This is a genomic window from Anaerosporobacter mobilis DSM 15930 (assembly GCF_900142955.1).
GTDB lineage: Bacteria > Bacillota > Clostridia > Lachnospirales > Lachnospiraceae > Anaerosporobacter > Anaerosporobacter mobilis.
In genome coordinates this window covers 145335-171940 of sequence record NZ_FRCP01000016.1, presented here as the reverse complement: position 1 = coordinate 171940, position 26606 = coordinate 145335, and the positions used below count along the sequence as shown (strand labels likewise).

At 34.4% G+C, this 26606-nt stretch carries 41 protein-coding genes; 6 read left to right on the top strand and 35 right to left on the bottom strand.

Annotated features, from left to right (window positions below; translation table 11 throughout):
• Positions 1–376: 376 nt before the first annotated feature.
• The 18 genes from BUB90_RS16115 to BUB90_RS16045 all read right to left on the bottom strand — a co-directional run bounded on the left by BUB90_RS16115 (position 377) and on the right by BUB90_RS16045 (position 7916).
• The gene (locus BUB90_RS16115; protein ID WP_073289467.1) at positions 377–583 is read right to left on the bottom strand and encodes a hypothetical protein; all 207 of its coding nucleotides are present in this window, start codon (positions 581–583) and stop codon (positions 377–379) included.
• A gap of 75 nt (positions 584–658) precedes the next feature.
• Entirely contained in the window at positions 659–934 is a 276-nt protein-coding gene (locus BUB90_RS16110) for a hypothetical protein (protein ID WP_073289466.1), read from the bottom strand.
• Positions 935–953: 19 nt separating this feature from the next.
• The gene (locus BUB90_RS16105) at positions 954–1316 is read right to left on the bottom strand and encodes a hypothetical protein (RefSeq protein ID WP_073289465.1); all 363 of its coding nucleotides are present in this window, start codon (positions 1314–1316) and stop codon (positions 954–956) included.
• Positions 1317–1345: 29 nt separating this feature from the next.
• Complete coding sequence (locus BUB90_RS16100) at positions 1346–1594, bottom strand: hypothetical protein (protein ID WP_073289464.1); 249 nt, start codon at positions 1592–1594, stop codon at positions 1346–1348.
• A 6-nt stretch (positions 1595–1600) separates the two neighbouring features.
• A complete protein-coding gene (locus BUB90_RS23595) occupies positions 1601–1753 on the bottom strand; it encodes a hypothetical protein (protein WP_170865518.1) in 153 nt (50 codons plus the stop codon).
• Between the two features lie 54 nt (positions 1754–1807).
• Complete coding sequence (locus tag BUB90_RS16095; RefSeq protein WP_073289463.1) at positions 1808–2008, bottom strand: LexA family protein; 201 nt, start codon at positions 2006–2008, stop codon at positions 1808–1810.
• Positions 2009–2395, bottom strand: coding sequence for a hypothetical protein (locus BUB90_RS16090; protein WP_073289462.1), 387 nt, complete (start codon positions 2393–2395; stop codon positions 2009–2011).
• Positions 2392–2679 carry a hypothetical protein gene (locus tag BUB90_RS16085; protein ID WP_139241787.1) on the bottom strand — a complete coding sequence of 96 codons (288 nt, stop codon included), beginning with the start codon at positions 2677–2679 and terminating at the stop codon, positions 2392–2394. Before BUB90_RS16085 ends, BUB90_RS16090 begins: the two co-directional genes overlap by 4 nt.
• A gap of 98 nt (positions 2680–2777) precedes the next feature.
• A complete protein-coding gene (locus BUB90_RS16080) occupies positions 2778–4028 on the bottom strand; it encodes a ParB/RepB/Spo0J family partition protein (protein WP_170865517.1) in 1251 nt (416 codons plus the stop codon).
• Positions 4029–4030: 2 nt separating this feature from the next.
• Entirely contained in the window at positions 4031–4801 is a 771-nt protein-coding gene (locus tag BUB90_RS16075) for a ParA family protein (protein ID WP_073289459.1), read from the bottom strand.
• A gap of 40 nt (positions 4802–4841) precedes the next feature.
• Complete coding sequence (locus BUB90_RS16070) at positions 4842–5117, bottom strand: hypothetical protein (RefSeq protein ID WP_073289458.1); 276 nt, start codon at positions 5115–5117, stop codon at positions 4842–4844.
• Positions 5110–5580: an RNase H family protein gene (locus BUB90_RS16065; protein WP_073289457.1), complete on the bottom strand. Its 471-nt coding sequence runs from the start codon at positions 5578–5580 to the stop codon at positions 5110–5112. Before BUB90_RS16065 ends, BUB90_RS16070 begins: the two co-directional genes overlap by 8 nt.
• Positions 5581–5637: 57 nt before the next feature.
• Positions 5638–6450, bottom strand: a complete 813-nt coding sequence (locus BUB90_RS16060) for a rolling circle replication-associated protein (protein ID WP_073289456.1) — start codon at positions 6448–6450, stop codon at positions 5638–5640.
• 225 nt (positions 6451–6675) lie between these two features.
• The gene (locus BUB90_RS23590) at positions 6676–6852 is read right to left on the bottom strand and encodes a hypothetical protein (protein ID WP_170865516.1); all 177 of its coding nucleotides are present in this window, start codon (positions 6850–6852) and stop codon (positions 6676–6678) included.
• A 100-nt stretch (positions 6853–6952) separates the two neighbouring features.
• Positions 6953–7210, bottom strand: a complete 258-nt coding sequence (locus tag BUB90_RS16055; protein WP_073289455.1) for an AbrB/MazE/SpoVT family DNA-binding domain-containing protein — start codon at positions 7208–7210, stop codon at positions 6953–6955.
• A gap of 34 nt (positions 7211–7244) precedes the next feature.
• Positions 7245–7442, bottom strand: a complete 198-nt coding sequence (locus tag BUB90_RS16050; protein ID WP_073289454.1) for a DUF6906 family protein — start codon at positions 7440–7442, stop codon at positions 7245–7247.
• Positions 7435–7605 carry a hypothetical protein gene (locus BUB90_RS23585; RefSeq protein ID WP_170865515.1) on the bottom strand — a complete coding sequence of 57 codons (171 nt, stop codon included), beginning with the start codon at positions 7603–7605 and terminating at the stop codon, positions 7435–7437. The genes BUB90_RS16050 and BUB90_RS23585 overlap by 8 nt, the downstream gene beginning before the upstream one ends.
• Positions 7606–7658: 53 nt before the next feature.
• A complete protein-coding gene (locus tag BUB90_RS16045; RefSeq protein WP_084139316.1) occupies positions 7659–7916 on the bottom strand; it encodes a hypothetical protein in 258 nt (85 codons plus the stop codon).
• A 93-nt stretch (positions 7917–8009) separates the two neighbouring features.
• Here BUB90_RS16045 and BUB90_RS16040 point away from each other — a divergent pair, with 93 nt between their 5' ends.
• Positions 8010–8255 carry a hypothetical protein gene (locus tag BUB90_RS16040; protein ID WP_073289452.1) on the top strand — a complete coding sequence of 82 codons (246 nt, stop codon included), beginning with the start codon at positions 8010–8012 and terminating at the stop codon, positions 8253–8255.
• On the opposite strand, the gene BUB90_RS16035 is transcribed toward BUB90_RS16040, so the two are convergent.
• Positions 8252–8470 carry a hypothetical protein gene (locus tag BUB90_RS16035; RefSeq protein WP_073289451.1) on the bottom strand — a complete coding sequence of 73 codons (219 nt, stop codon included), beginning with the start codon at positions 8468–8470 and terminating at the stop codon, positions 8252–8254. The two genes, BUB90_RS16040 and BUB90_RS16035, sit on opposite strands and share 4 nt — an antisense overlap.
• 96 nt (positions 8471–8566) lie before the next feature.
• On the opposite strand from BUB90_RS16035, the gene BUB90_RS16030 reads away from it, so the two are divergent.
• A complete protein-coding gene (locus tag BUB90_RS16030) occupies positions 8567–8821 on the top strand; it encodes a hypothetical protein (RefSeq protein ID WP_073289450.1) in 255 nt (84 codons plus the stop codon).
• Here the strand turns inward: BUB90_RS16030 and BUB90_RS16025 are convergent.
• A complete protein-coding gene (locus BUB90_RS16025) occupies positions 8801–8989 on the bottom strand; it encodes a hypothetical protein (protein WP_139241786.1) in 189 nt (62 codons plus the stop codon). The two genes, BUB90_RS16030 and BUB90_RS16025, sit on opposite strands and share 21 nt — an antisense overlap.
• A gap of 60 nt (positions 8990–9049) precedes the next feature.
• A complete protein-coding gene (locus BUB90_RS23580) occupies positions 9050–9196 on the bottom strand; it encodes a hypothetical protein (protein ID WP_170865514.1) in 147 nt (48 codons plus the stop codon).
• A 135-nt stretch (positions 9197–9331) separates the two neighbouring features.
• On the opposite strand from BUB90_RS23580, the gene BUB90_RS16020 reads away from it, so the two are divergent.
• The gene (locus BUB90_RS16020; RefSeq protein ID WP_073289448.1) at positions 9332–9742 is read left to right on the top strand and encodes a helix-turn-helix domain-containing protein; all 411 of its coding nucleotides are present in this window, start codon (positions 9332–9334) and stop codon (positions 9740–9742) included.
• A 13-nt stretch (positions 9743–9755) separates the two neighbouring features.
• Here the strand turns inward: BUB90_RS16020 and BUB90_RS23575 are convergent, their stop codons facing one another.
• Positions 9756–9908, bottom strand: coding sequence for a hypothetical protein (locus BUB90_RS23575; protein WP_170865513.1), 153 nt, complete (start codon positions 9906–9908; stop codon positions 9756–9758).
• A 68-nt stretch (positions 9909–9976) separates the two neighbouring features.
• Positions 9977–10171 carry a helix-turn-helix domain-containing protein gene (locus BUB90_RS16015; RefSeq protein WP_073289447.1) on the bottom strand — a complete coding sequence of 65 codons (195 nt, stop codon included), beginning with the start codon at positions 10169–10171 and terminating at the stop codon, positions 9977–9979.
• A 215-nt stretch (positions 10172–10386) separates the two neighbouring features.
• Between BUB90_RS16015 and BUB90_RS16010 the strand changes: the two genes are divergently transcribed.
• Complete coding sequence (locus BUB90_RS16010; RefSeq protein WP_073289446.1) at positions 10387–11772, top strand: DUF4041 domain-containing protein; 1386 nt, start codon at positions 10387–10389, stop codon at positions 11770–11772.
• 65 nt (positions 11773–11837) lie between these two features.
• Here the strand turns inward: BUB90_RS16010 and BUB90_RS16005 are convergent, their stop codons facing one another.
• Genes BUB90_RS16005 through BUB90_RS15995 form a run of 3 tightly spaced genes read right to left on the bottom strand, consistent with a single transcriptional unit; the run spans position 11838 to position 13469 of the window.
• Positions 11838–12248, bottom strand: a complete 411-nt coding sequence (locus BUB90_RS16005; protein WP_073289445.1) for a protein-export chaperone SecB — start codon at positions 12246–12248, stop codon at positions 11838–11840.
• Positions 12249–12259: 11 nt separating this feature from the next.
• Positions 12260–13000 carry a hypothetical protein gene (locus BUB90_RS16000; RefSeq protein WP_073289444.1) on the bottom strand — a complete coding sequence of 247 codons (741 nt, stop codon included), beginning with the start codon at positions 12998–13000 and terminating at the stop codon, positions 12260–12262.
• 1 nt (position 13001) lies between these two features.
• A complete protein-coding gene (locus BUB90_RS15995) occupies positions 13002–13469 on the bottom strand; it encodes a hypothetical protein (protein WP_073289443.1) in 468 nt (155 codons plus the stop codon).
• Positions 13470–13866: 397 nt separating this feature from the next.
• Between BUB90_RS15995 and BUB90_RS15990 the strand changes: the two genes are divergently transcribed.
• Positions 13867–15066, top strand: coding sequence for a site-specific integrase (locus BUB90_RS15990; RefSeq protein WP_073289442.1), 1200 nt, complete (start codon positions 13867–13869; stop codon positions 15064–15066).
• A 121-nt stretch (positions 15067–15187) separates the two neighbouring features.
• On the opposite strand, the gene BUB90_RS15985 is transcribed toward BUB90_RS15990, so the two are convergent.
• The 8 genes from BUB90_RS15985 to BUB90_RS15950 all read right to left on the bottom strand — a co-directional run bounded on the left by BUB90_RS15985 (position 15188) and on the right by BUB90_RS15950 (position 25300).
• On the bottom strand, positions 15188–16198 hold the full coding sequence (locus tag BUB90_RS15985; protein ID WP_073289441.1) for a GGGtGRT protein: 1011 nt from the start codon (positions 16196–16198) through the stop codon (positions 15188–15190).
• An 18-nt stretch (positions 16199–16216) separates the two neighbouring features.
• Entirely contained in the window at positions 16217–16909 is a 693-nt protein-coding gene (locus BUB90_RS15980) for an iron-sulfur cluster assembly scaffold protein (RefSeq protein ID WP_073289440.1), read from the bottom strand.
• 280 nt (positions 16910–17189) lie between these two features.
• Positions 17190–17855, bottom strand: coding sequence for an acyltransferase (locus BUB90_RS15975; RefSeq protein ID WP_073289439.1), 666 nt, complete (start codon positions 17853–17855; stop codon positions 17190–17192).
• Between the two features lie 396 nt (positions 17856–18251).
• Positions 18252–20327 carry a DNA topoisomerase gene (locus tag BUB90_RS15970; protein WP_073289438.1) on the bottom strand — a complete coding sequence of 692 codons (2076 nt, stop codon included), beginning with the start codon at positions 20325–20327 and terminating at the stop codon, positions 18252–18254.
• A 192-nt stretch (positions 20328–20519) separates the two neighbouring features.
• On the bottom strand, positions 20520–21839 hold the full coding sequence (locus tag BUB90_RS15965; RefSeq protein WP_073289437.1) for a transglutaminase-like domain-containing protein: 1320 nt from the start codon (positions 21837–21839) through the stop codon (positions 20520–20522).
• Between the two features lie 13 nt (positions 21840–21852).
• Positions 21853–23130, bottom strand: coding sequence for a DUF4097 family beta strand repeat-containing protein (locus tag BUB90_RS15960; RefSeq protein WP_073289436.1), 1278 nt, complete (start codon positions 23128–23130; stop codon positions 21853–21855).
• A 119-nt stretch (positions 23131–23249) separates the two neighbouring features.
• Entirely contained in the window at positions 23250–24644 is a 1395-nt protein-coding gene (locus tag BUB90_RS15955; protein WP_073289435.1) for a sensor histidine kinase, read from the bottom strand.
• A gap of 8 nt (positions 24645–24652) precedes the next feature.
• Positions 24653–25300 (bottom strand): response regulator transcription factor, encoded by a 648-nt coding sequence (locus tag BUB90_RS15950; RefSeq protein WP_073289434.1) that lies wholly within the window; start codon positions 25298–25300, stop codon positions 24653–24655.
• A 160-nt stretch (positions 25301–25460) separates the two neighbouring features.
• Between BUB90_RS15950 and BUB90_RS15945 the strand changes: the two genes are divergently transcribed.
• On the top strand, positions 25461–26096 hold the full coding sequence (locus BUB90_RS15945) for a lactate utilization protein (RefSeq protein WP_073289433.1): 636 nt from the start codon (positions 25461–25463) through the stop codon (positions 26094–26096).
• A 157-nt stretch (positions 26097–26253) separates the two neighbouring features.
• Here the strand turns inward: BUB90_RS15945 and BUB90_RS15940 are convergent, their stop codons facing one another.
• Positions 26254–26580 (bottom strand): HEAT repeat domain-containing protein, encoded by a 327-nt coding sequence (locus tag BUB90_RS15940; protein ID WP_073289432.1) that lies wholly within the window; start codon positions 26578–26580, stop codon positions 26254–26256.
• Positions 26581–26606 lie beyond the last annotated feature (26 nt).

Genomic DNA, 26606 nt, shown 5'->3' with positions numbered 1-26606 from the left:
ATAATATTAGGCTGTCTATAAATTGGACAGCCTTATTTATTTATAGAAAATAGAACCTCTTTATATCGGCATTTATAAATCAAATATCAATTTACAGTAACAAAAAACTACCAACTAAATACTGATAGTTGGTAGTTTTGAAGGATCCTATTTATTTTTGAAATAAGTATATATTTTGAATATAGTATTAATTATGTAAACTATTAATATTCCCAATAAAATATAGTTTGCATTTCTTAATGCTTGATATATATAGTCAAGAGTAATATTTATTGCAACATCCATTATTTTTCACCTCCATAGATAGAATATACTCCATTTATTACCAACTTTCAATATTTAATTGTCCATGTACATTGGTTGTATAAACTATCAATTACCTGTTATAAGTTATTGTTTCTCCGTTACTCATTGCTACATGGACTTTTGTTGGATAGCCGCTTCCGTTTTGTTTTATAGATACCCATGATGCAGTATCTATTGCAACAGGTATTTTGTGCCCATCTTCGCATCCTTTACAATCATTTTTATCTTTATATTGTGTTCCACAATAATCACATACGTACAACTTTTGCTCTTTCATACTTAACTCCTTCCTGATACATCTTGCCATCGTTGGCAAAACGTTACGGTAGCGGTCAAGCCAGTCCTACCGCAACTATGATATACTGCTTTCCAACATATCAGCTTTAATCAAATCATATATTATATCTAAATACGTTCTTTGATCTCTGTATCTGCAATTTGCATCTTTATGTATTCTTATATCATCATTGTTCCAATCGTTTACGCAAAAAATCACTGGACTAACAAAAAGCATTTTGCAACCTCTGGAAATACATAAATAGTAACACTCGCTATCTTTTGCCACTCCCTTGCATTTTTTAAAACCAAACTTCTCAAACTCTTTCATACTTACTTTTGGTCTTAACATTTTCTCTGTCCTTCCTTCCCTAAACCTTATTTGCTCCTTTTAACTCTTCGATTATTTTAACTGCATTAGTTGGTAGCATAATCGAGCAACCTGGTCCTTCATATTCTTCTTTCTCCCAATCTTTATCAAATTCTTCTCTGCTTTCGTATGTGCTGACAAAAGGATCTTGTTCTACCAACCACCAAAATTCCTTATTCTCAATTTGATTGATTAGTCCTATCATGCTGTATTCATTAGTTTCTTGTTCCCAATCTCCTACTAGAGCTTCTTTTCCGTCAATAAAATCAAAGGTAGCTTTATACAGTTGCTTTTCTTCTTGTGTAATATCTCCAAAGCTTTCCTCTAATCCTTTTGTGTTAAGTATTGCTTTTATTACTTTCATACTATACCTTCCTTTCGTTCGTTAAACCTTTATTTCTCTGCTGCTTCGAGATATATGTCTTCGGCATTGTCTTTTATATAATTTGCTACCTTTTCATAACCCTCTGAATTAATTCTGTCTGTAAATCCTCTTAATTTAACTCTTGCAGGATAACAGTCCTTTGTTTTCCCATTTTCGTCCACCTCGACTGCTATTGCCCAACCAAATGTATGTAAGATCATATTAATCCACCATAACATTCCTGATTCTCTAAACTGTTCCCATGTTCTTTTTTTCATTGTCAATCACTCCTCATCTTCTTCATATGGTGTTACTATTTTACTGTCTGATACCTCGAATCCAAATTGTTGTTCAATCATCTCATTAATACTTTTTCTAATCACGTCTAACCCACCTACTATTTCTTCATTTATCTCTACTTCATATGTTATCTTCATACGGGTTCTCCTCCTATTCTGCTGCCATGCTCGCTTATCACTCATCACTCCAGGCTAAGCATCGTCATACTTAAGCGCTCCCTGTCTCTTTAATACTTCAATATGTTTTCTAACACTATTCATTGATTGCAATCCTATATTCTCTGCAATCTCTCTCTCACTAGGTCTATAACCATGTTGTTGTGTGTACTCGATTATAAAGCTTATAATTTTCTTTCTCTTTCGCATTGCTTTTATTCCCTCTGGTGTTACCATCTATTTCACCTCATTCTTTCTTATTGATTCTTCTAATCCTGTTTCCTCCTTAATGTTCTCAATTATATCTTCCCAGTTCACAAACTCATCAACTAAGCAATCCGTTTTCTTTTCAAATCTCTCCGCAAATCTTTTTAATCTATCCTTCCCAAATCCAAATTCATCTCTCAACACACACAACGAAAGAATTCTAATTGTATCAATCGTATTCATCTTAATTCTTTCTATCGCCTCATCACATTTCTTTCGTTCTACTGTTATTGGTATACCTGTCTTTTTTCTGAACTTACACTCTTCTACCAATGCATCTGTTCCCTTTTCTTTTGCAATTTTGCAAGCATAGTCCATACCTGCATTCTGCCCATTCATGTAATCCTTTATATTCATACTCTCACAGTCCTTTTATGTAAATTTCCTTTTATTCTAACAGTCTTAATAACTGCATCACCAGTTTTCAATAGTTCTGCTGCTCTACAACATTCCTCATACCTATCTATTTGATTCTGTGTAATATCATCACATTCTACCCTGTATTTATTTTTCTTAAGTTGTCCCATTTCTGCATAGAATCTTACGTTTTTGCTTTTAATTCCTGTCAGTTTTTCTACTTCAATAGCTTTTAGATCTTCTCCTATCACTTTATCATTGCAATATACTCTGTACTTGTTCATTTGCACTCCTTTCTCCAGAAGCAGCAACTGCTGCCCTGGATTGTAGATTGTATTATGCCATTGTGATATATCATCAACCCCGACCAAAGGGTGGATACCTAAAGTAACTTGACTGATAGAATACAATAACCTTCCTTAATTCCTTCATAATCCTTTAGAATGAATGTTACTACAGCATTAATAACTCTTCCTGTGTACTCTCCGTCTTTGAATTCCATCATTTTAAGCCTGTCCCCTACTTTGTAATTACGATCATTCTTTCTCAGTTCAAACCTCTTAATTTCGTTCTTAACATCTTCAAAATAACAATTTGCTATCTTAATCTCATGTACTACTTCCTTAACTTCTTCGGTGTCAGAATCTGACACCATGTTATGTTGAGAATGATTACATCTTGCTTCACATTCAAGCTTACAGTTCATACAACATGTGCTTTCACACTTGATTCTCAATGTCTCTATTGCAACCTTTCTAGCTCCATAAATTGAACATCTCTTTTCCGAATCAAACATACAGTAATATCTTTTTTCCTGCTTACTATTACATTGATCTATCTCACAGAAGAAACAATTTCCTTCACATACTTTTTCTTCTACCTCACTGATATTTGTAGAATCTATTTCCTCTTGTTGTTCTTGCCTTTCTTGCTCGCTTTCCTTGTACTTAGATTCAACAATTGCTTTAACATCTTTACTTAGAAGTTTCTTATCTTCTACTACAGCCATCTGTTCCTGTTCAGGTAGTCTTGCTGTGTTATATGCCTTGTCAAATGACATGTCCCCTTTTCTTAATGCTTCTTTACCTTCTTCACATAAACTATTATTAATTTTTTCTATCTGTCCCATCTTACCATTACTAACTCCCATGGCACTTGCTATGTAATCTCGCATCTTGCCTGGTATTGTCATTCCTTCTTCTTTTGCTTGAATAAGATAATCCTTAAATAGTCTAGCTTGTTCTATCAGCTCCCAATCACTTAACTTGCGATTGAATGCATTTGCTGATAGAAGCGTTAACATAAACATCGTTTCATTCATCTCTTTCATCTTGCAATCAACAAAATCAAATTCTGCTTGTCCACGATCTTGGTTAAGAACTGCTGCCAGTGTTCTCCTATGCCCTACAATTATCTTATCTACTCCATTTACACGACCTACAACAATCTCTTGTAGCTGACCGACTATTAGCATATTGTCTGCTAGTTCCTCTATATTCTGCATACTATAAAAATTCTTTTCGCTTGGTACCAGTTTCTTAGGATCTAGTCTTACTTTTATGTATTCGCTAGTATCTACTGCTGCCATCTTGCTCGCATTATTCAGCTTACTGCCTATTCCTATCCTTGGCATAATCATTCACCGTCCTTTACAAGCTTCAAGTACTCCCTTACCAACTTCTTATAGTCTTTTGCTGTGCCACATCTAGGACTATATTCAGTAATGCCAATTCCAGTTTGATATGTCCCTCCAGTCGCTTTAAGTGAATACCTTATATTTGTATCAAATACTCTATATTCACTTTGCCTTAGTAAACTTTCTCCTGCTAGTACGAAATCTTCCTTCATTGTCATTACTGGAAGACACATAATGTTTTCTAAATTTCTGTTGTATGTGACTAATTCATTAATTACATCTGTTAACTCTTCCATACCGTCTAATGCGTGCTTATCTAACTTAATCGGAATAATAATATCATCTGCTGCCACAATCGCATTAAGTACATTCATAGCGATGCTAGGTGGACAGTCAATTAAGCAATAGTCATAATCATTCTCAACCTCTTTTAATGCATTCTTAAGCTTACCGATCTGGTCACCTTCTTCTCGCATAAGTTCTGTAACTGCATTATCAAGATTCATGTTTGCTGTAATTATGTCTAGATTCTTATGATTTGTCTTTCTTATTAACTCCTTAGTTTTAATTTCATCATTTCGAAATACATTCTCAATGCTCTCTTGATCATAATCATGTAGATTGAAGAATTTGCTTGCATTTGCCTGTATGTCATTGTCTACTAATAACACTCTCTTATTATGTAGATCACTTAGAATTATGCTCATGTTTATGGCTGTCGTAGTCTTTGCTACTCCACCTTTTAAATTAATAATTGCGATATTTCTCATAAACGTCTCCTTTTCGTCTCTCACTTAGATTTTATAGGCTTTATAGCCATGACTTACCAAATTCTGCTCTAAACTCTTCCCTGGTATGTTCTTCTTCAAATTTCTTCTGTCCTGCTGCCTTTAAAGTTAGATCAACCATTCTATTTAGGTGTACACCGTCATTACCTCTATGATGTTCATAACATAACCATACCTTAAGACCATGCTTTTCAGACTTTTTTCGATTAGCTGTACCACCGAATATGTGATGGCTTTCTAGGTTGTTTTTATACTCACAAATAAAGCACTCTTTCTTTGTTTGCATGATGCTATCCATCTTCGTTCTCCTTTATTTCATCTTCTGCTTTAAAATCCATTACTAATTCATACTTTGCCTGTTGCCTTTGAATAACCATTGCACCTGTATAAGCATTTATTTTCTCATGTACTACTTCTATCTCATGTTGTTCTATCAAATCCGCATACTTTCTAAGTAAGTCACCGTTTTTTCTTTTATCTAATGACTGTTGTAGCCATGTCTTTAATTGCCTATTTGTCCTCGCCATATATGGCGAATTAATATGTAGTGTTATATCGCAAGGCTCAAACACCCTCTTTAGTGCATCTATACACGCTAGTAAAGCTATTCTATTATTAGTAGTTTCTTTAAATCCTCCGAAGTGTTCTCTTGTTTTTGGCTCATCTCCTACAACCATCTCCAAAACAATAGAATACCTTCCCTCTCCACTATCGAATCTTCCCTTATAATCCAAGTCAATATAAATATCTATACTCTTCATTTATTCAACTTCCTTCTACTTATCCACAATCTATCCACATCTTGTACACAAACTCTACTAGTTAAAAATACTTTCTATTTCTTCATCACTCCACTGAAGTTCAGTTTCTTTCCATGTCTGATTTGTCTTTATCAATGTATATGTAAAGAATGCATATTGTGTTTTTTCGTGAATTCCTTCTCTAACTGATTCTTTATCTAAGTACCAATCTCTTTCCATTTTCTTTGGTACATATGCTACTTTCTGATACCAACCTTTATCCTTGATTACTTTTTTCATCACAAGTTTTGGTTTTCTAAGGTTATGGCTACTGTTCCATCTTCTACCTTGTAATGCTTCTGGATCTCTTAACATACCATCACTGTATTTAATCAAATATGAGGCTAACTTTTTATATTGTCCAGTCTCATCAAGAGGATTAAAATGTGTTCTCCCCTTTCCCTTCCAACAGTTTATTATTTCTCTCATCCCTAAACTCTTAGGCATGTTAATAACCAAGTGATGATGTAATGCTCCCTTTTTTCCCTTTTCCATAACATGTATGTACTTAAATACTTCTCTATTACTTTTATATAGTTTCCTCATACCTTTTAAAAAATCATCTGCATCGGCTCTCATATCTTCCCTTGATTCTGGTCTATTACTTAAATTGTAATCTAGTACAAGGTGTATATCCGAAGGCATAAAGTTTTCATTGAGTAACAGACGTAATGTTTTCTCTGCTTGTCTTTTATTGACTTCTCTTTGTTCCTCTTTTGTTGATATTTTTCTTTTACTTCTTTTTACCCCCTTTTTATTCCATCTGCTACTATAGTGTTTACTAAACTCTAATGTATTTCCTGCTCTATATATCTCAAATACATATGGCATATCATTACCCTCTTGGTTATCGAATAGTTAATACTTTTATCAAGTCTGTAAGGGGTCTAATCCCCCTATTTCTCTTGACTTTTTGCCATATGTACGTTACACTATTCTTGTGAGTTAATGCTCGTAAATATGACATCTGGACTAATTATTAGTAGTAATTAGTCCTATTTTATTTGTATCTTTTATAACCATCTTTCTTCTACTTTGTAAATATCATGTATCTTGCTATTCTCCTATCCAATCGTCTTCTACTATGTAACCATCTATTATCCAATGTCTTCCGTCCCAATGCACTTCTCTTTCATTTTTATCTGCTGCCCAGTGTGCTAACGGAACCTTTTTCCAACCCATGTATTTTAAGTATTTTTCCAACTTAAATCTGCAAAATATTACTGATTTCATGGATCATACCTCCATTTTCCTCAAAAAAAGTTCAAATATTACGGACCACGTAATTGTTAGTTACGTGCCCCGTTATAATCTGCAATTTTTATGTAATAAGTTATTCAATAATTCCTGCTATCTTCGCAAGCTGGCTAATTGACTCTCTAGAAACTTTTTTTCCGTAAAAATCAAATAACTCGTTTTTATCTCCAGTGAAGATATCAGTTGGCTCATATTTTTGAAGAATGATTCTGTCTTCTTCAACGAAGATTTCTAGCGGATCTCTTTCGCTTACTCCTAGAGTTCTTCTAAGTTCGATTGGAAGTGTTATTCTTCCTAACTCATCAAGTCTTCTAACTATTCCTGTTGATTTCATATTGCTATCCCTCATACTTTCTGCTATACTATAGCTATCTTAGTTTTTTTATTTGCTCGCTTTTGGTTCCCGCCTTAGCGAGCTTTTTTAATGTTCTTGTTTTTCCTGATGCTTTGTTTACTAGTTTAAGTTCTATTTCTGTTTCTATACTTACTAGCCAATCCTTTACTTTTAGATTCTGATTGTTCATTATAACTTTCTGTTTATATGTAGGTTTAACCGCTCTAGCCATCTTCTCTACTCCTTAAGTCTAATTTCATCTGCTCCCATTGTTCAAAGTATAGACTACTAAATTCTTCACTTCTTTCCTTATGATCTTCACATGTACAGCTTTCTCCAGGGTCTAGATTCGCTCCACATCTTGGACATACGTTATAGATTGTTCTTCGTGCCACTTTTACTTCTTCTCACTTTCTACAGTCCTGATGCAATATTTTATTAACTTCTATTACACTGCTACTTCCTTAATTTTTTTTCTTAATTCTTTTTCTATTGCTGCTTGTGTTATTGGTACTACATTAAATGGATCTGATAAATCAAAGCCTTCGTAATTTATCATAAATTCATCTACTGCTCTTCTTCTAGCTTTACGACAGTTTCCAAATTTAAGTGGTTGTATCAATTCTGCATCCATAAGTTTTCCTACCATATGTTGATTACAACCTAGTATTTTCGATATTGTCGGTATAGTAACTAACTCGTCCACTTTATCACCTCTTTCTTGTAATATTTTGTATACCCCCCTATAATATATGTATCAACTCTGCTAAGCTGAAATACATATGAAAGGAGCTTGTTTATGCCATCAATTAACGACTTTTTTCCAATGGAAGGATTAACCTTCTCTATTGAAAGAAATAACACTTTAATTTTTGATGTTACTGGTGTTGATCAATATGAAGATCATTACGTAAGTTTCTTACCTACATCAGATATTAAAACTGGTGATATTCTAATCCACCCATCTGGTAAAAAATATTCAGTCCTTAATACTAGTGTTGAATATTTTGGTAAAGAACCATATGCCCTAAATGCATATTACTAATTCATTAAAATTTCATTCATCATCTTTTTAATCAAGTGCAATACTAGTAGTGGATTGTCTCGGTTTCTTTCAATAGAAACTGAGACCTTTAATTTTGAATCTCCTTTAAGATGCATTTTTCTTTCTATTGTATATATGGACCTTCCTTTATGGCGTTTTTCTAATTTCACCTCAGTATTATCCTTTTTAATAACATCTTTCTCTTGTAATACCAACTTTATCACCTCTTTCTTGTAATATTTTGTATTTCCTTCTATAATGTATGGTATCAGCTCCATCAAGCTGAAATACATCTGAAAGGAGTTCTAATTATGTCCGAATTACCCGTATCTTCCAAAGTATTTTTCTCTGACTTTTCTTTTGATTTATTGCAATACACTGTTAATCGTAGTGGATTAACATACAATGGGCTTATTGACGAACAATATCATTACATATCTTTTCATGTAACAGATGATATTATAAAAGGTGACATTCTCGTTTCATCTAATGGCACCTATACAATAAGTAAAATTGTTTATGATACATATAATGGAGTACCCGATTTACTCAGAGCATTCTTTTAGCTCTTTTGCTATTGTAAGATAAGCTTGTCTACTTGTACTTGCTATCTGGGACATGAGTTTTCCAAAATCAGCTTTACTATAATCAGTAACGCTTATATTAACTTTCATTATTGCTTGTGTCCCATTTTCAAGTACTAATTTATATTCCTGGTTGAAGTCTTTCTTCAAATCCATCACCTCCCCTGCTGCTCTATCGGTCTATGCTCTCATTTATATCAACCTCCCTTATTATGCAGACTTTTTTTCATTAGCTGCTTCTCTATATGCTTCCAGTTTTCCTTCAAGTCTTCCTTTTTCACGTTCTCCAAGCATGTCCCATACTTGCGATGCGTGTTCTAAGAACTTCATTTTTTCTTCTAGCATTAATGTACTCATATAATCACTTCCCTTTTCTAATTGACTTGATAGTGTCATTTTACTATTACAAAATGACTTTGTCAAGTCTTTATTCAATATTTTTGACTTGACTAATTCATTAATTTGTTTTATGCTATCTTAGGAGGTGAATTTATGGAATTACATGAGCGAATACGACATCTAAGAAAGAACGAATTAAAATTAACACAAGAGAAATTTGGTGAACTTCTTGGAGTTAGTAGATCTGTTATTAATAATCTAGAACGCAATGTCTTGGCAAAACCCGAACAAAAAGAACCTCTATATAAACTTATTTGTAAGGAGTTCAATGTTAATCCTGACTGGTTATACAATGGTAATGAACCTATATTTAACCAAGTCACAGATGATGAGTTCCTTGCAGGCTTCATCGGGGATATGCTAAAGGATGAAGAAATGACACCAAAAAAAGCTTTTTTCAAAGCCTTTGCTAATCTACCAGATGAATTTTTTATTAAGTTATACGAAGATTTTAAGCAGTGTGAAACTTACATACCTTCACAGAAAAATAGCGATGCTGACTAGGCACCGCTATTTTTTATAATATCCTCGCTATGAATTTATGTATTATATCTAATTTACGTTCATCCTCTAGTAACGCTACACAATTAATAATCTTTTTTCTCTTATCCTCGAGTACAAGTGTATTATTCAGTTTGTCTTCAATTTTGTTCATGTATTTCTCTAGCATAAAAGCCTCCATTTCAATATTACCCTCTTATATTAGTTGGGACCTAGTTAATACTAATGTCGATACACTTATTTATGTATATCCACTAATTCATTTATTTCTAGTTTCATAGCCAAGCACAATTTTGCTACAATATTTAATCCTGGAGTCATTTCTTTGTTTTCTATTTTACTTATTGTCCCTTTTGATATCCCTGATCTCTTAGCTAACTCCTTCATGCTCATTCCCCTTTCTAATCGTTTTTCTCTTAAGTATATTTGCAATCTATCCCCCTCCATACACTTTTTTGTATTATGGGTAGATAGTTCTCAAATATCAAGTTCATTTTATAATTAAAAGGGTTTCCGATGGGAAACTCTACACGTTTGGTATGTAGAACGACACAATTGGTTAAAATTATTTTATTTACGATATTTTATTGCTATTAGTATTAAATATGTGTAAAATATTGTTATTACACATTTTAGGAGGCTTTGTTATGAAACAAAAATGGTATTTAGAAACTTGGTTTATATGCTTACTTTCAACTCTTAGTTTTCTTGTTATCCCTGTAATTGTAGCACTGGTATTACTAGTTATGCACTATCTAGAGAAGAAGGAGCTGAACGAACGTTATGGGCGCATAGATTCATTAGATAGTAAAATTGTAGAATTAGGAACAATGATTAACGTAAAGTCCAAAGAATATGACGATAATTGCACTAAATTATCAAAAGAATTATACGAGAGAAAAGAACAAATAAATAAAGAATTCAAATCTTATACCGATGAAGTAACTAAACAAAAAAGTGAGTTAATGCAAGAATTTAATAAGTTGCAAGAAGAAAAGGATTCACTTAACACATCTCTTTTAATTGAACATTATAATATTTCTGATTATGATGGAATTACTTCCGAAGAATGCAAAAACAAATTATCTATATTAAAATCAGAAGAACAAGAACTGCTAAAATCAGATGAATATGTAATGATCTCTTCATCAGGTTCAAAGCAAGAGATAAACAACAACATTAAACAAATTATAAGATGTTTAAATTCAGAATGTGATAATATACTTATCAATATCTCAACTAAAAATATTGATGCAATGCGAAATAAAATCAGTAAGTGTTATGAATCTCTAAATAAAATTTTCATGGTCGATGGTGTCCAGCTTTCAAGAAAAGTATTAGAATATAAACTTGATGAGTTGAACTTAGTGTATACTTACGAATTGAAAAAAGAACAGGAAAGAGAACAACAAAAAGCCATTAAGGAACAAATGGTGGAAGAAGAAAAGGTAAGGCGTGAGATCGAGAAGCAAAAGGCAAAAATAGAAAAGGATCAAACTCAGTTTTCTAATGAAATCACAAAATTAATGACATACTTACAAAAATCTCAGAATGATATTGAAAAGCAATTATATGTTGATAAAATTAAGGATCTTGAAGAAAAGCTTAAAGAATTAGAGCAAGAAAAAGAAATGGTATTAGAACGTGAGGCAAATGCGCGTGCTGGCTTTGTATATGTAATCTCGAATATCGGTTCATTTGGTGAAGATGTTTATAAGATTGGAATGACACGTCGATTAGAACCTATGGATAGAATAAAAGAATTGAGCAGCGCATCAGTACCTTTCGAATTTGACGTACATGCAATGATCTTCTCGGAAAATGCTCCAGAACTCGAAAATGCATTACATAAACATTTTGAGCAACAAAGTGTTAATAGGGTAAATCTTAGAAAAGAATTCTTTAAAGTTTCTATTGATGAGATTGAAGATATAGTTAAAGCAAATTATAATAATACTGTTGAATTTACTAGAATACCAGTTGCAAAGGAATATCACCAAACACTTTCTATTATTGAATCCGAAAGTGCATAAACTAAAACAATATTAATACAGGCTAGAGCACTTAGTTGTGTTCTAGCCTTTATTATAGATTTCCTTTATTGTTCTTCTAATAACTTATTGATGTTCAATGGTGGAAGTACAACACTATCTACACCAGGTTGTGCTGTTAATAATGATATTTGACTTCTTAAATATGGCATAAGTATTGTTACCGCATTCTTAGATATTAATGCTTCTTTTACTTCTTCAGGTATTTCCTCATCGATTTTGAATGAAAAAAAGCCTGAAATACTTATTGAAATCGTATACTCTCCTTCTTTACAGCCTGTTGATTTTAAAGTAACTCTATAAGCATCACTATTTTCATTTTCTACTGATTTATTCTTTCCATACTGTATTTCAAAATTAAATGTTATATCTTTATCACTTTTAAAATCAATTCTATTAAAAGATATATTATCAAATACAAGTTTTTTAAGTACTAAAACACTTTCAATATTATCCATAAATTCCTCCCTTATGCTGCAGCACAATTTTGTAAATCATCATTAGTAGTTATTTCTATAAAATAATCTTCAATTAAATTTTTACTTTTATCCTCCACTGTATTTCCTGTATTTTCCAAATAGTTGTAATAAGAATTAATTAATGCTTCTGCTAATTTATCAACATTAAATTTTATGCTTTTACAAGTAATTTCTCCTACCTCATAAGTAGAGACTTTAAAATTTCTCTCTTCAGTCGCACATAATTCATCAAAATGCTCTTTGATTTCTTCTCCTATTTGTAATTTTGGTTCAATATCGCGAACTGATACTTTTTTAGTTTTAATTTCGTTATAAGAATAATCCTTCATTGATTCATAATATGCTATTTCTTCATCAAATTCGCCTTCATCAGCTTCTAAATATTCATCTTTATCAGGAAGATATATGCTAGTTTCATAATCCCAATCCTCAGTATTATGTTCAGTGACTATGTATTCCCCATTATATAAAAGAACACTAATTTGACTATCCAGATTTTTCACAAATGCATCACGTAATGTAATCATATCTTTTAATATTCCGATTACTATTTGTGGTGTGGTTTTTGTCAATAACCACTTCTTTCCATTTCTATTTGCTTGACAACAGGTACATAAAAACATTTCCTTATCTTCATTCAAACATGTAAACAGCATAGGATAATTACATTCAAAAAAGACTTTATCTACCCATAAATCTCCTATCTCATTAATTTTCATAAATTTTTCCATATTATACACCCCTATTCGCCCTTTCTTCCTCTAAAAAAGCCTGAAAGTCTTCAATCATTTTAAAATTCTCACATGGTTTTGCATCCTCATAAAGCCACCAATCAACATGAGAATTTTTTTTCTTAATTCGTTCTTTTGTTCTTTGTACTTTACCACATTCTTTTTTAGTAATACCAACTGCTATTTTATAAGGTTTTCCATAGTTCGAATTTAGATTTACAAATCTTTTAATATCTTTTGATTTTTCATATGTAGATAAAGAATATTCTCCTGGATCCGTAGGATCCTTACATAATTTAATATCACAACCCATTTCTTCAAAACTTGGAGTAAATGATTCTCTATCACACTTCCATGTTTTACACGCTCTAAATACTTTTATTTCTTCATCTTTTGCACCATCTGGCAATTGAAATAATTCAAAGTATTTTGGGAATAATCTTACAAGTTTATCTTCATTTTTATTCATTCAGTATCTTATCCCTTATTAATAAATTTTCTTTTTCTTCACATTTGTGAATATAATATTTTTAATAATTACTAATTTGTAATAAACAGATATTTTATAGATATAACATATTTAAAATATAACCATTTATATACTTTACATACATAATCTTACATTCATTATATGCTACAATGTAATAAAGTTCAATAAAAAACCTACACTTTAATAAAGATTTTAATTTTTATATTCTTTCTTATCTTGACTTACTGTTATTTATTATGTTATATATTGTCTTAACGAATAAAAGCCCTGGAATACACCAAGGCTTATAACATATCATTGCTGATACGTCCGTTGCAAGGTCATTGTATCACCTTTGATATAACTTCGTCAAATAAAATATTAAGGAAGTGATCATATGGCTGATATTAATTGTCGTAAACGTGGTGCTAAGTGGGAGTACTATTTTGAAGGTGCCAAAGTGGACGGTAAACGTAAGCGTATTAGTAAAGGTGGATTCGATACTAAGAAGACAGCTCTCGAAGCAGGTGTTAAAGCTCTTAATGAATATAATAACTCAGGTTTACATTTTGTACCAAGTGAATTGTCATATAGTGATTATCTCGACTATTGGTTAGAAAATTATTGTAAAGTTAATCTTAAGACTACTACCTATGAAGGGTATGTAAAAAAAATTCGTCTTTATATAAGGCCTGCATTAGGAAAATACAAGTTAAGATCATTAACTGCTGCAACGTTGCAAGAATTTATCAATCTCAAATTTAATGAAGGTTTCAGTCGAAATACATTATCAGCATTGAAAGGTATCCTATCTGGTAGTATTGGTTATGCTGTTGAACCCTTACGATTTATTCAAGCTAATCCTATGCTCTATGTAAAATTACCACTTAAACGTGCCACACCTTCTACCGCTACTCGGACCAAAAAACGTAGATCATTCACAAAAGAAGAACTAGATATCATTTTTAATCGTTTTCCTGAAGGTCATACTTGTCACATTCCTTTACAATTAGCTTATAGATGCGGTATGCGATTAGGTGAAGCATTTGCTATAACCTGGGATGATGTAGACTTTGATAATGCTACTATAGTTATTAATAAACAAGTTCAAAACAATAACAAAATATGGGGATTTACTCCACCAAAATACGATTCATATCGTAAAATTAAGATTGATAAAACCCTACTAGCGTTATTACAGAAAACAAAGCTTCGTCAAAGCAAGGCAAAGGATCTTTACGAAGAACATTATACTCATTATTATGAAAATTCAAATAGAGAACTTATTACAGATAAAATTGATGATACTTGTACAGAAATCGAACTTGTTAACAGACGTGATGATGGGACTTATATTCAGCCAAGAGTAATGCAACACTGTAGTCGTGTTATACATTATGATCTTAACATTATAGATTTTGATTATCACTCTTTGAGACATACTCATGTTACCAAATTAGTTGAGGCTGGAGCTAATCCAAAAGACATTCAATTTCGCTTGGGTCATAAAGATATTAAAGTGACTTTAGAGATCTATGCTGAACTTACAGAAAAAATGCAAATACAGTCCTTAGATATTATAGAGAATATATTTTAAAAATGGTTTGTCACCCATTGTTTGTCACCCACTTTAAATTGCGGGTGACAGCAGGGTGACAAACCATTTTTTTTTATACTTTTCCATGATAATTTATCTTATCACAAATCATGTAAAATCCTTAGAATTTACCAGCGTCAGCTGCTTCTTGAATAGAAACAGCAACAGCAACTGTCATACCAACCATTGGGTTGTTACCAGCACCGATAAGACCCATCATCTCAACGTGAGCAGGAACTGAAGAAGAACCAGCGAATTGAGCGTCAGAGTGCATACGTCCCATAGTATCAGTCATACCATATGAAGCTGGGCCAGCACCCATGTTATCTGGGTGAAGAGTTCTACCAGTACCACCACCTGATGCTACTGAGAAGTATTTCTTACCTTGTTCGATACATTCTTTTTTGTAAGTACCAGCAACTGGATGTTGGAATCTAGTTGGGTTAGTTGAGTTACCTGTGATTGATACATCAACGCCTTCTTTGTGCATGATAGCTACACCTTCAGTTACGTCGTTTGCACCATAGCAGTTAACTTTTGCTCTAAGGCCAGTTGAGTAAGCTTTTCTGAAAACTTCTTTAACTTCGCCTGTATAGTAATCCATCTCAGTTTCAACGTATGTAAACCCGTTGATTCTTGCGATGATTTGAGCAGCATCTTTTCCAAGACCGTTTAAGATTACTCTTAATGGTTTTTTACGAACTTTGTTTGCTTTTTCAGCGATTCCGATTGCACCTTCAGCAGCTGCGAATGATTCATGACCAGCTAAGAAAGCGAAACAATCCGTTTCTTCTTCAAGAAGCATCTTTCCTAAGTTACCATGTCCTAAACCTACTTTACGTTGGTCAGCAACAGAACCTGGAATACAGAATGCTTGAAGACCTTCACCGATTGCTGCAGCAGCGTCAGCAGCTCTTCTACATCCTTTTTTAATTGCGATAGCAGCACCTACAATGTAAGCCCAGCTAGCGTTTTCGAAACAGATTGGTTGGATTGCTTTAACTTGATTATATACGTCAAGTCCAGCATCTTTCGTAATCTTTTCTGCTTCTTCGATAGATGCAATACCGTATGAATTAAGTACTGCATTGATTTTATCTATTCTTCTTTCATATGATTCAAATAAAGCCATTTCTAGTTACCTCCTCTATTATTCGTGTCTTGGATCGATAATCTTAACAGCATCTTCTACTCTACCATATTGGCCTTTAGATTTTTCGAATGCTGTGTTAGCGTCATCACCAGCTTTGATGAAATCCATCATCTTACCAAAGTTAACGAATTGGTAACCGATAATTTGATTTTCTTCATCTAAAGCGATTCCAGTTACGTATCCTTCAGTCATTTCAAGGTAACGAGGTCCTTTTGCAAGAGTTCCATACATAGTACCAACCATTGATCTTAGACCTTTTCCTAAGTCTTCAAGACCAGCACCGATTGGAAGACCGTCTTCAGAGAACGCACTTTGAGTTCTTCCGTAAACGATTTGTAAGAATAATTCTCTCATTGCTGTATTAATTGCATCACAAACTAAGTCTGTGTTTAATGCTTCAAGAATAGTTCTTCCTGGTAAGATTTCAGATGCCATAGCAGCTGAATGAGTCATACCTGAACATCCAATTGTTTCTACTAAAGCTTCTTGAATAATACCTTCTTTTACGTTAAGAGTTAATTTACAAGTACCTTGTTGTGGTGCACACCAACCGATACCGTGAGTTAAACCAGAAATATCAGAGATTTCTTTAGCTTTTACCCATTTTGCTTCTTCTGGGATTGGAGCAGCACCGTGGTTAACGCCTTGTGCTACTGGACACATTTGTTCTACTTCATGTGAATAAATCATGTTGAAACTCCTTTCAATATCCATTTTAGAATACCAATTACCTATATGGCTATGTTCATGGCGATTATATTGGCCTACATTGTTAAAAGAAATTGGCTTCTTTGAACAATAAGGAAAATTGAGCACAGCTCAAATCTCAGGATCAAAAACATTGCTGTTTCCTACCTGACCTCACATCGCACCTTCTCACATTTTCGCACAAAACTCGCGATTAGTCCATACTTTTTGATAAAATTTCTTAAAATTTCATTAGTTTCTACAGAAACCAATGACTTTATTGTTAATTTTTTGACACAATTTCCCCAGCTTTTTTGTAAATAGATTTTGCTTCAACATAACCACGCACCATGGACAACGGATAAATATTAGCTTCTCTTCCAATTACTGTACCAGGATTCAAGACACTGTTGCAACCAACTTCAACATTATCCCCTAACATTGCGCCCATTTTCTTAAGACTTGTCTTCATTCTTTTACCGTTACTTGTAATCTCTACTAAGGTCTTATCAGACTTTACATTTGATGTAATGGAACCTGCCCCCATATGTGCACGGTAACCAAGAATGGAATCGCCTACGTAATTATAATGTGGAACTTGTACCTTATTAAAGAGGATTACGTTCTTAAGTTCTGTCGAGTTCCCTACAACAGCTCCTTCCCCTACAATTGCATTCCCACGAATGAATGCACAGTGTCGAACTTCTGCATCCTTACCGATAATTGCTGGGCCGTTAATATATGCTGTCGGTGCTACTTTTGCGGATTTTGCAATCCAAACATTCTCACCCACTTTTTCGTATTCCTCTTGTGATAAAGACTCACCTAATTCTAATATAAATGCACCAATCTTCGGAAGTACCTCCCATGGATAAGTACAGCCTTCGAACACTTTAAGGGCTATTGTTTGACTCATATCATACAAATTACTAATCATTAATTCTTCCATATACTTCTACACTCCTTTTCACTCTAATCAATATATAGTACAAGCTTGCAGATTATGACTATTATTTATTATTTTAATAACTTTGTTTCAATTCAATAAAGTAGCAAAGCAAAACTCACAAAATGTAAATAATACTTCTTGCCTAACTCACTATGACTAAAAAACGATAGTGTAGCACTTAAAGTACTTCTTAGTGTGTACTCAGAAGACAAGGAAGGTGAGGCACGGAGGCCGAACCAGCCTGAACTGAGGCAGGATGCCGAATTGAAGGCGATTCCGTATCAATTGATGAATGTAGTGTACACACATAGAAGTACTTAAGTGCGTAACGTGTTTTGTGTCATAGTGCGTTAGGTAAGAAGTCATGAAAATATAATTGGAGTTTTGCCTTAGTACCTACTTACTTTTATAATTCTTCGCTGCCTCATCAAAAAACTGGCGAAGCGCATATTGATTGTTAAGTCCCTTAACTCCGTTCGTCATCTTCGCTACGAAATTCTCTAACTTAACCATATATTCTTCACTTGTGATGTCTCCATCTGCAACATACGTTAACCCCTTCTCCCAACTTGCAGTTAGTTCTGGGTTTAGTAGAGAACGAATCGAAGCATTTACCACGTCATAAATCATCTCTCCAAGAAGTGTTGGTGTTACAATCTGTGTTTTCTTATTCAGACTCAGATATGTAATCTTAATCAATTTATTCAAGATTTCTGCACGTGTCGCACTTGTACCAATACCACTACCTTTTATCTGAGAGCGTAATTCCTCATCTTCGATTAACTGTCCTGCATTCTCCATCGCAAGAATCATAGAACCAGAATTATATCGTTTCGGTGGAGAAGTTTCTCCTTCTTTCACACTGAATCCAGTAATACTAAGTAACATACCTTTCTTAAGGGTCTTCATATTATTAATGAATTCTGCATCGAACATATCTTCTTGATTATCTGAAGAATCGCAATTCTCACCATTTGCTTGTTCATCTGTTGCTACTGGCACAGACGTCGCTTGTGATCCAGTCGCCTGTGGTGTTGACTTTTTCGTCATGAAAGACAAATTGGTTACTTTAAGATACCCTGGTGATTCTAGAATCTTAAAATTAGAGAAGAAACTTTCTTCTTTCACTTTCACTATAAGACTGATTTTTTGATAAACTGCTGCTGGATAGAAGATACTTAAGAATCTTCTCGCGATTGTTTCATATACCTTCTTGGCAGTTGGAGGTACAGCATTCAGGGCTGCTAACCCCTGACCAGTTGGGATAATTGCATAATGGTCTGTAATCTGTTTATCATTCACATATCTTGTTTTAGCAATGTTCTTATAGCTGCCATTCTCTAGGATTTCATTCGCAAATTCACCCACATGAGCGTAATTACGTAATCCTCCAATGTTCTTATGGATTTCTTTTGCTACAGCTGTAGACAAAACTCTGGCATCGGTTCTTGGATAAGTTACTAATTTTTTTTCATATAACTCTTGTACAATCTTCAACGTTTCATCTGGACTGATTTTGAATAGCTTTGAGCATTCATTTTGTAATTCAGCTAAGTTGAATAATAGTGGAGCATTCTTATTCTCCTTCTTCTTTTCAAGCCTCTCAATTACACCTTGCTTGTCAAAATCCGTTGTTAATTCCGTTATTAACTGGTCTGCACTTTCTCTCGCTTTGAAACCATTTTCCTTATATAACAGATGAGAGTTAAAATACTTTGAACCTTCTACTGCTCTCCATTCCCCATCGAATTCCTTACCGAAGGTATTGATTCCTGCTATCACACGGTAGAATGGTGTCTTAACGAACGCTCGGATTTCACGTTCTCTCTTTACAACCATACCAAGAACACAGGTCATAACGCGCCCTACGGAGATAGAGGTCCATTTGCTTTGTAGATAGTTTGTAACCGCTTGTCCGTACTTAAGCGTAAGTACACGAGAGAAGTTAATACCCATCAAATAGTCTTCCTTCGCTCTTAAGTAAGCCGCATCTGATATAGGATCATATGCCGATAATGGTTTCGCTTCTCGTATTCCACGTAAGATTTCGTCCTCTGTCTGTGAGTCAATCCAAACTCTTCGCTTATCTTTCGTCTCTGGTACCCCTGCTAACTGATCCACTAAACGGTAGATATATTCTCCTTCACGTCCAGAGTCAGTGCACACATAGATTACAGAAACATCTTCGCGGTTGAGTAAAGCTTTCACCGTATTAAATTGTTTACTTACATCTGGAATGACTTCATATAAGAATTCTTTTGGAAGAAATGGTAACGTAGTCAATGACCATTTCTTAAGACTTTCATCATAGACATCGGGATAGCTCATTGTAACCAAGTGACCTACACACCAAGTTACAATGGCCTCATCCGCTTCTATATATCCATCGCGTTTCTTAAAGTTGTACTTAAGTGCTTTCGCAAACTCCTGCGCAACGCTTGGTTTTTCAGAAATATATAAACTTTTAGACATGTATAATTCCAACTTTCTTATGATTCCTCATAAGGTATATCGCCAGTATCTCTCGTTCACTTATATGACACTAGAACTTCGTTCTTCACTACCTTATGGGGTGAAATCAAATTCTCGCAACTCCTCTTTGATTTCCTTCCAATAAGATAGATTATAGCTTCTTTTTACAAGGTTCGCAACCTGTTTTTCTTACTACTCTGGTAGTTTAAAGAATTTATCTACATCAGTGGAATAGACGTATTTTCCTGACAGATCAATCTCATTTGCCTTAAACAATTCAATCCCCGCTATGTTGTAGTTGGTAGGAATAAGCTCAATGGTATAGGTATTCTGGAAGCATTTTGTTCCTAATATAGTATTTTTACTTAAACATTTTAATCGAAAGAGATTCTTAGCCATGTAATTGGCATAGTCCTTCAGATTGAACCCATACTCGGCATTCCCTGTATATCCAGCATCTTCATTAGAAACAAGATAGTACGACGATTCTGGAGTCATGCCTTCTAAGTCGTAACCATACGTGCGAATCCACTCTCTTAACCCTTGTATGTCCATATACTCTCCTGTCTTTGTTTGAAGTGTCAGCCGATAGGTTGGATCAAACATAATCCACTGCTTCGTTTTCTCTGAATATGCTTGCACCACTACATGACAATCATCAAAATAATCATCCTTAGGATAACACCAAATCACCTTTGCTTTAATTCCATACATTCGCATAACCTCGGATAAAACAAGGGATAGACATCTACAGTTCAAGCCATTTTCCTTTCCATATGTCACAATTTCATCGATGGAACTTGACTCATAATAGGCTGTTGAACCATGCTTACAAATATCGCATAACCAATTCATAAGTGCCATCATTAATTCGATGTCTGATTTTCCTTCTGCTATACGATCTAGCTCATAGGTATTGATAAAATCCCTATATAATTCTTTTTGATTCAAATCATATGTATAATCATACACGAGTTCATCTGTTTTATATTCTGAATAGGCATTTAGTAAGTCTACTTGTTCCTTTCCCGAACGTTTCATATCTTGATTACTCTGCTCTTTCGTATTTGCTGTATCACGGTATTTTTCCAGTATAACTGCAGTCTCCCTAGACATGTACTGACAAGTTCCAGATAGATTTCCCTCTTCAACTTCTTCCAACACATAAATTTCATTATAAGCGTTACGTAATATTGCAAATGTAATCTTTTCACCGTCATAGATCCAATCGTATAATATATCATTGGCATATCCGCCTGACATGGAACTTGCTTTCACCGTTTGTGTGTCTTTCTCAAAGCTTAGTTGCAAATCCGAATTGTCTGCTCTAATGATACGATAACAACCATTCCAAGGAAAAGCTTCCCCTTTGAGCTGAATCTCGTTTGTGCTTGTTTGTATTCCATCCTTACGTTTTTCTCGGTCACTCCTAATATATATAATTGTCCCAAAAAGCACCCCCACTATTGCAATAATTACTGCCACTACGAGACCCCTTCTTCTCTTCTTCATCCTCTACCCCCACTTAATTCTCAAAGGCAATATCTATATCCCCTGACGTACTTGTTGCTTTGATTATATTCTCTTTACTATTCTGTACGTTTTTCTCTGCGCCGATCTCGTCTTCTACTACTTTCCCGTTTACCCCTATGCTGCCAGAGGTCGTACTTAGATTGTAAGAATACCTCTTTTCTTGCTCTTTACATGCTATTACAACATCTCCAGAAGTTGCTTCAAATGTACTGCTTCCATATACCTTTCCTTTAACGGTTATATCTCCACTGATGGAAGTCATCTTTACTGTACTACTTTGCAGATCTTTCACATCAATATCTCCTGAATACGTTTGCAAATCTCCTGAACCTATAATCATGTCTACGAACGAACTATCTCCACTATAAGTTAATGTTTTTATGTCATTTGTCTGAACCGATTTCAGTGATATATCCCCTGATGTTGCTATAATATCAACAGTAGAAAGGTTGGTATCTCCTGGAACAATAATTGTCACATAATTATTCACCCTCTGGTTACTCATCTCATACGCCTTATCTGTAACATCATCTGCAATACGAAGTACTCCACTTTCGTTGCTATAGTCAATGCTATAGTCAGGTCCATAATAATGAAGTATTACTCCATAGGAATCCCCTGTTACAATTTCAACATCTGCATTATATTCAATATTCACTTCAATATTCGAAAACGCTTCTAAATCAAGTTTCTCAACTTTATATTCGTTATTCTTTGACGAAGTATCTGCTTTCACCCATTTATTATCGGAAGCATTTTCCTTATAATACGCCTGAACATTCATAACCTCCCCTGTCTGCGTGTTAATTGTAATCTCATAACGCTTATTGTTATCCATCTCTACAACTTCATACCAAGCAACGCTCCCACTTAGAATTCCACTTGTTGAAGTTGTATCCATCTTGACATCGATGGTATCAAATGTTCCCCCATACGTATCCCTAATATATTCAAGCCCTATCATAACCGCAGATTCGAATGATATTTCAAAACCCTCATCCTTGATGTTTCTGTCATGTTCTACTATAATTGCTGTAGCATCAAACAAAAATGTTGTAGCTTCTATATTTCCATTCGTGTTTTTATCTATAGTCTCAACTTTTGTATCTTCTTCATTCTCATCCTTAGATGAAGTAACATTCATCGGTACTTGTTCCACCTTACTGCTTTGACCCTGTTTATCAATATTCATACTTATAACAAGTCCACATACCCCGATCACTACTATTCCAGCTGCGGCACATAACGTCACTATCATATTCCTCTTCATATACTCACTCCTCATCTTTATTATAGATTGCCGGCGTCAATCTTACCCGCTCAAGTTAGCACCATTAATCTATTCTTAGTATACCGTCCACTTTTTGTAGAACTGTCATAAAGATGTTATCAAGTTGTAAATGTTACAATTACTTTAGTCCCCTTATTCACTTCTGATTCATAGCGAAGCTCTCCTTGATGTACTTTAACAATTTGATGACACAAGGTCACCCCCAAGCCTACTCCACCATGCTTACGGCTTCTGGCATTATCAACACGGTAAAAAGGTTCCATTATCTTAGCAATCTCCTCCGCTTCCATGCCAATTCCATTATCCTCTACCGTGAAACAAGTCCCTTCATGGTTATAGAATGTTACTGTTATTCTTCCCTCTACCTCACAAGCGCGTATCGCATTCTCAATTAGGTTTCCTAATATACACTGTAGCATTACCTCACTTGCTTCTATGGTTTCTATCTCACAATTCACCTCTAACAGAATCTGTTTCTCCTTTAATTGATTGTGGAAAAGATTCTGTATATAAATCTTTATTTGCTCTGTGGAAACAGCCGTCTTAGTTAATACACCTTCTCTGATATCAGCAATCATCAACAAGGTTCTGCTTAATTTCTCCAATCTCTTAGTTTCAGCAATGATATAGTCCAGTGCATGTATTCGCTCTTCTTCTGATAAAGCTGCCATACGCATATAATCTGCATATCCTGAAATCGATGTTAATGGCGTCCGAAGTTCATGTGCCATATTATCGATTAGCTGTTGCTTCCTATCACTTTCTTCCTGCAAAAGGTTTATATTTTCATTAATTCTCTCTGACATAGTATTAAATTTCTTAGCCAAACTACCAAACTCATCTTGACTTTGAATATGTATCTCTTGACTATAATTCCCCTGCGTAATCTCCCCCGTTGCCTCCGATAAACGTTTTAGTGGTTTCATCAATTTTCGTATGATAAGATATAGAATTACTGACAATAGTATGGTTATAGCAATATCAGTCGCTATTACCATCTGTACTAATTGCTTTCTTGTATTCGTAAGCTCTGTTAATGGGTAGGCGATAACCAGTATATGGTTTTCATAAGGTTCCTCCAAGTTACATGCAAGAAACAAGTATTCCTCTTGGTCCACCTCTCGAATAAGAAGATTTTGTACATTGTCTACCGTATCAAGTTCGTCTCTTGACTCTATATTCAAATCAAAAGTCCCTCCAATAAGACTGTTTCCACTCCATAGCTCTAGGAATACATTCTGCTCCATATAATATGTCTTATAGGAATCATATATAGTCTCCTTCTTATCTCTCGTTAAGGTAGAGGTTTCTTCTAGATTCGTAAAATCCTTACTAATGGAGTTTCTTAGAAAATATGCCTCTCCCTTAGCACGTTGTTTAACACTACTTAATTGTTCTTTATATGTAAAATGCATAACCGTAAACATTCCTATATTGAGTGCTACAACAAACAATATTAGTACACTTAGGAATACTTTCTGCCAAAACTTCATCCTCTCACCTACACTTCCAGACGGTACCCAACCTTGTACACAGTTTTAATTCTCTCCTCTAATCCTAGTTTCTTACGTAACTTCTGTACATGTACATCAACCGTTCTTGTATCCCCTTCGTATTCATATCCCCATGCTAATTCTAATAACTTCTCTCTCGACAAGGCCAAGTTTTGATTAATCACAAACACTTCTAAAAGACAATACTCCTGTGGTGTCAAATCAATTTCCTTATTCCTATATCTTACTACCTTTCCCTCTCTGTCCATCTCCATATCAACCAATTTAAAAACAGTGTTCTCCGTCTTCGTCCGTCTAAGTACAATGTTGATTCTTGCAATTAATTCTAATATCTCGAATGGCTTCACTAGGTAATCTTCTGCTCCCGAAGTCAACCCTTGAATCTTATCTTCGATACGATCTTTTGCCGTCATGAATATAACTGGTGTCTCCTTTATCTTCTTCATTAGATCGAACCCAGATATGAATGGCAACATAACATCTAGAAGAATTAAGTCATAGGGTCCCTTCGTTACCATATCTAATGCTTCTCGTCCGTCATAAGCTTGATCACAAGTATGCCCCACCAATTTCAAATTCAATTTAACTAACTCATTAATTGATTCCTCATCATCAACGATTAATATATTCGCCATAATAATCCCCTCTTATTTATATTCTTACCGTATTATACCTTATTGTACATATAAAAATACAGCCTATCTTCAAATAAAATCTTTCCCTCATTATCACGAGGCTGTGGTATACTGTAATTTATAATAAATAATAATTTATCCATCAAAGGAGGACATTACATTGGATATCAAAAAAGAATTCTATAAAAACCAAGCAAAATCCATCTTAGAAAAATGTAAACTTCGAGGAATGCAAGGTTATTACTGTAATGATAAGGCTGAAGCTTTAGAATGTATCAAATCACTCTTCACGCCTGATGCTACAATCTCTTGGGGTGGTTCCGAAACCCTCACAGAAATCGGTTTACTAGATTATCTAAAGACAGCACCATATACACTATATGACCGTGCAACTGCAACTACTCCTGAGGAACAAAAGGCAATGTACGCTAAAACAGTTACTGCTGATTATTTCCTTATGAGTACAAATGCCATTACCTTAGATGGACAGTTAGTTAACATCGATGGTAGTGGAAACCGCGTAGCCTGTCTTGTTACAGGTCCTGGTAATGTAATCATCGTTGCAGGTATGAATAAAGTTGTGCCGGATGTGGAAGCTGGAATTGCGCGTGTACATAACATGGCCGCACCACCGAACGCTGTCCGTCTCAACCGTAAAACACCATGCCATGATTTCGGACGTTGTACCGATTGCTTAGTTCCAGATTGCATGTGTTCGAATACTGTAATTACAAGAAAGTCCAATAAACCAGGTCGATTAATTGTTGTCTTAGTTGGCGAAGAGCTTGGCTACTAATATCCTGACTAAATCGTATCAGAGCTTTCTTAACATAACACACATAATTTGCGTCATATTAAAACGAGGTTGCTGCAAAATTATTATTTTGCAACAACCTCGTTTTATCCTACTTATTAAATTCTATATCTGTCTATTAATCATAAGCGTAGTTACTCTACTTAAATTCATTCAATACTTTCATCGCTACTTCTTTAACTTGCTCATCCTTTTCCGTAGCTACTAGATGTTGAATGAACGTTCTTGCATATCCTGATTTACCTTTTCCAAAAGCAACAATTGCTGCTTTTCTAATTTCTGGATCCTGATGATCAATCAATTTGCTTAATAAATTAGTTGAGGCTTCATCTTTACTCTCACCCAAAGCTGCTATCGCTGCTTTAACTACTACGATATTCTTGTCATTAAGATATTTCTCAATCTTTTCTGTCTTACCTTTCGCTAATAATTTTTGGATTTTTTCAATATCACGTTCTTCACTCATAGTCTCACTCCTTCATATTATTAATC

Bases quoted from the DNA above. Each gene is read 5' to 3' on its own strand.
- BUB90_RS16115 (WP_073289467.1), bottom strand. From the start codon at position 583: ATGAAAGAGCAAAAGTTGTACGTATGTGATTATTGTGGAACACAATAT.
- BUB90_RS16110 (WP_073289466.1), bottom strand. From the start codon at position 934: ATGTTAAGACCAAAAGTAAGTATGAAAGAGTTTGAGAAGTTTGGTTTT.
- BUB90_RS16105 (WP_073289465.1), bottom strand. From the start codon at position 1,316: ATGAAAGTAATAAAAGCAATACTTAACACAAAAGGATTAGAGGAAAGC.
- BUB90_RS16100 (WP_073289464.1), bottom strand. From the start codon at position 1,594: ATGAAAAAAAGAACATGGGAACAGTTTAGAGAATCAGGAATGTTATGG.
- BUB90_RS23595 (WP_170865518.1), bottom strand. From the start codon at position 1,753: ATGAAGATAACATATGAAGTAGAGATAAATGAAGAAATAGTAGGTGGG.
- BUB90_RS16095 (WP_073289463.1), bottom strand. From the start codon at position 2,008: ATGGTAACACCAGAGGGAATAAAAGCAATGCGAAAGAGAAAGAAAATT.
- BUB90_RS16090 (WP_073289462.1), bottom strand. From the start codon at position 2,395: ATGAATATAAAGGATTACATGAATGGGCAGAATGCAGGTATGGACTAT.
- BUB90_RS16085 (WP_139241787.1), bottom strand. From the start codon at position 2,679: ATGAACAAGTACAGAGTATATTGCAATGATAAAGTGATAGGAGAAGAT.
- BUB90_RS16080 (WP_170865517.1), bottom strand. From the start codon at position 4,028: ATGCCAAGGATAGGAATAGGCAGTAAGCTGAATAATGCGAGCAAGATG.
- BUB90_RS16075 (WP_073289459.1), bottom strand. From the start codon at position 4,801: ATGAGAAATATCGCAATTATTAATTTAAAAGGTGGAGTAGCAAAGACT.
- BUB90_RS16070 (WP_073289458.1), bottom strand. From the start codon at position 5,117: ATGGATAGCATCATGCAAACAAAGAAAGAGTGCTTTATTTGTGAGTAT.
- BUB90_RS16065 (WP_073289457.1), bottom strand. From the start codon at position 5,580: ATGAAGAGTATAGATATTTATATTGACTTGGATTATAAGGGAAGATTC.
- BUB90_RS16060 (WP_073289456.1), bottom strand. From the start codon at position 6,450: ATGCCATATGTATTTGAGATATATAGAGCAGGAAATACATTAGAGTTT.
- BUB90_RS23590 (WP_170865516.1), bottom strand. From the start codon at position 6,852: ATGAAATCAGTAATATTTTGCAGATTTAAGTTGGAAAAATACTTAAAA.
- BUB90_RS16055 (WP_073289455.1), bottom strand. From the start codon at position 7,210: ATGAAATCAACAGGAATAGTTAGAAGACTTGATGAGTTAGGAAGAATA.
- BUB90_RS16050 (WP_073289454.1), bottom strand. From the start codon at position 7,442: ATGGCTAGAGCGGTTAAACCTACATATAAACAGAAAGTTATAATGAAC.
- BUB90_RS16040 (WP_073289452.1), top strand. From the start codon at position 8,010: ATGCCATCAATTAACGACTTTTTTCCAATGGAAGGATTAACCTTCTCT.
- BUB90_RS16030 (WP_073289450.1), top strand. From the start codon at position 8,567: ATGTCCGAATTACCCGTATCTTCCAAAGTATTTTTCTCTGACTTTTCT.
- BUB90_RS23580 (WP_170865514.1), bottom strand. From the start codon at position 9,196: ATGAGTACATTAATGCTAGAAGAAAAAATGAAGTTCTTAGAACACGCA.
- BUB90_RS16020 (WP_073289448.1), top strand. From the start codon at position 9,332: ATGGAATTACATGAGCGAATACGACATCTAAGAAAGAACGAATTAAAA.
- BUB90_RS23575 (WP_170865513.1), bottom strand. From the start codon at position 9,908: ATGCTAGAGAAATACATGAACAAAATTGAAGACAAACTGAATAATACA.
- BUB90_RS16010 (WP_073289446.1), top strand. From the start codon at position 10,387: ATGAAACAAAAATGGTATTTAGAAACTTGGTTTATATGCTTACTTTCA.
- BUB90_RS16005 (WP_073289445.1), bottom strand. From the start codon at position 12,248: ATGGATAATATTGAAAGTGTTTTAGTACTTAAAAAACTTGTATTTGAT.
- BUB90_RS16000 (WP_073289444.1), bottom strand. From the start codon at position 13,000: ATGGAAAAATTTATGAAAATTAATGAGATAGGAGATTTATGGGTAGAT.
- BUB90_RS15995 (WP_073289443.1), bottom strand. From the start codon at position 13,469: ATGAATAAAAATGAAGATAAACTTGTAAGATTATTCCCAAAATACTTT.
- BUB90_RS15990 (WP_073289442.1), top strand. From the start codon at position 13,867: ATGGCTGATATTAATTGTCGTAAACGTGGTGCTAAGTGGGAGTACTAT.
- BUB90_RS15985 (WP_073289441.1), bottom strand. From the start codon at position 16,198: ATGGCTTTATTTGAATCATATGAAAGAAGAATAGATAAAATCAATGCA.
- BUB90_RS15980 (WP_073289440.1), bottom strand. From the start codon at position 16,909: ATGATTTATTCACATGAAGTAGAACAAATGTGTCCAGTAGCACAAGGC.
- BUB90_RS15975 (WP_073289439.1), bottom strand. From the start codon at position 17,855: ATGGAAGAATTAATGATTAGTAATTTGTATGATATGAGTCAAACAATA.
- BUB90_RS15970 (WP_073289438.1), bottom strand. From the start codon at position 20,327: ATGTCTAAAAGTTTATATATTTCTGAAAAACCAAGCGTTGCGCAGGAG.
- BUB90_RS15965 (WP_073289437.1), bottom strand. From the start codon at position 21,839: ATGAAGAAGAGAAGAAGGGGTCTCGTAGTGGCAGTAATTATTGCAATA.
- BUB90_RS15960 (WP_073289436.1), bottom strand. From the start codon at position 23,130: ATGAAGAGGAATATGATAGTGACGTTATGTGCCGCAGCTGGAATAGTA.
- BUB90_RS15955 (WP_073289435.1), bottom strand. From the start codon at position 24,644: ATGAAGTTTTGGCAGAAAGTATTCCTAAGTGTACTAATATTGTTTGTT.
- BUB90_RS15950 (WP_073289434.1), bottom strand. From the start codon at position 25,300: ATGGCGAATATATTAATCGTTGATGATGAGGAATCAATTAATGAGTTA.
- BUB90_RS15940 (WP_073289432.1), bottom strand. From the start codon at position 26,580: ATGAGTGAAGAACGTGATATTGAAAAAATCCAAAAATTATTAGCGAAA.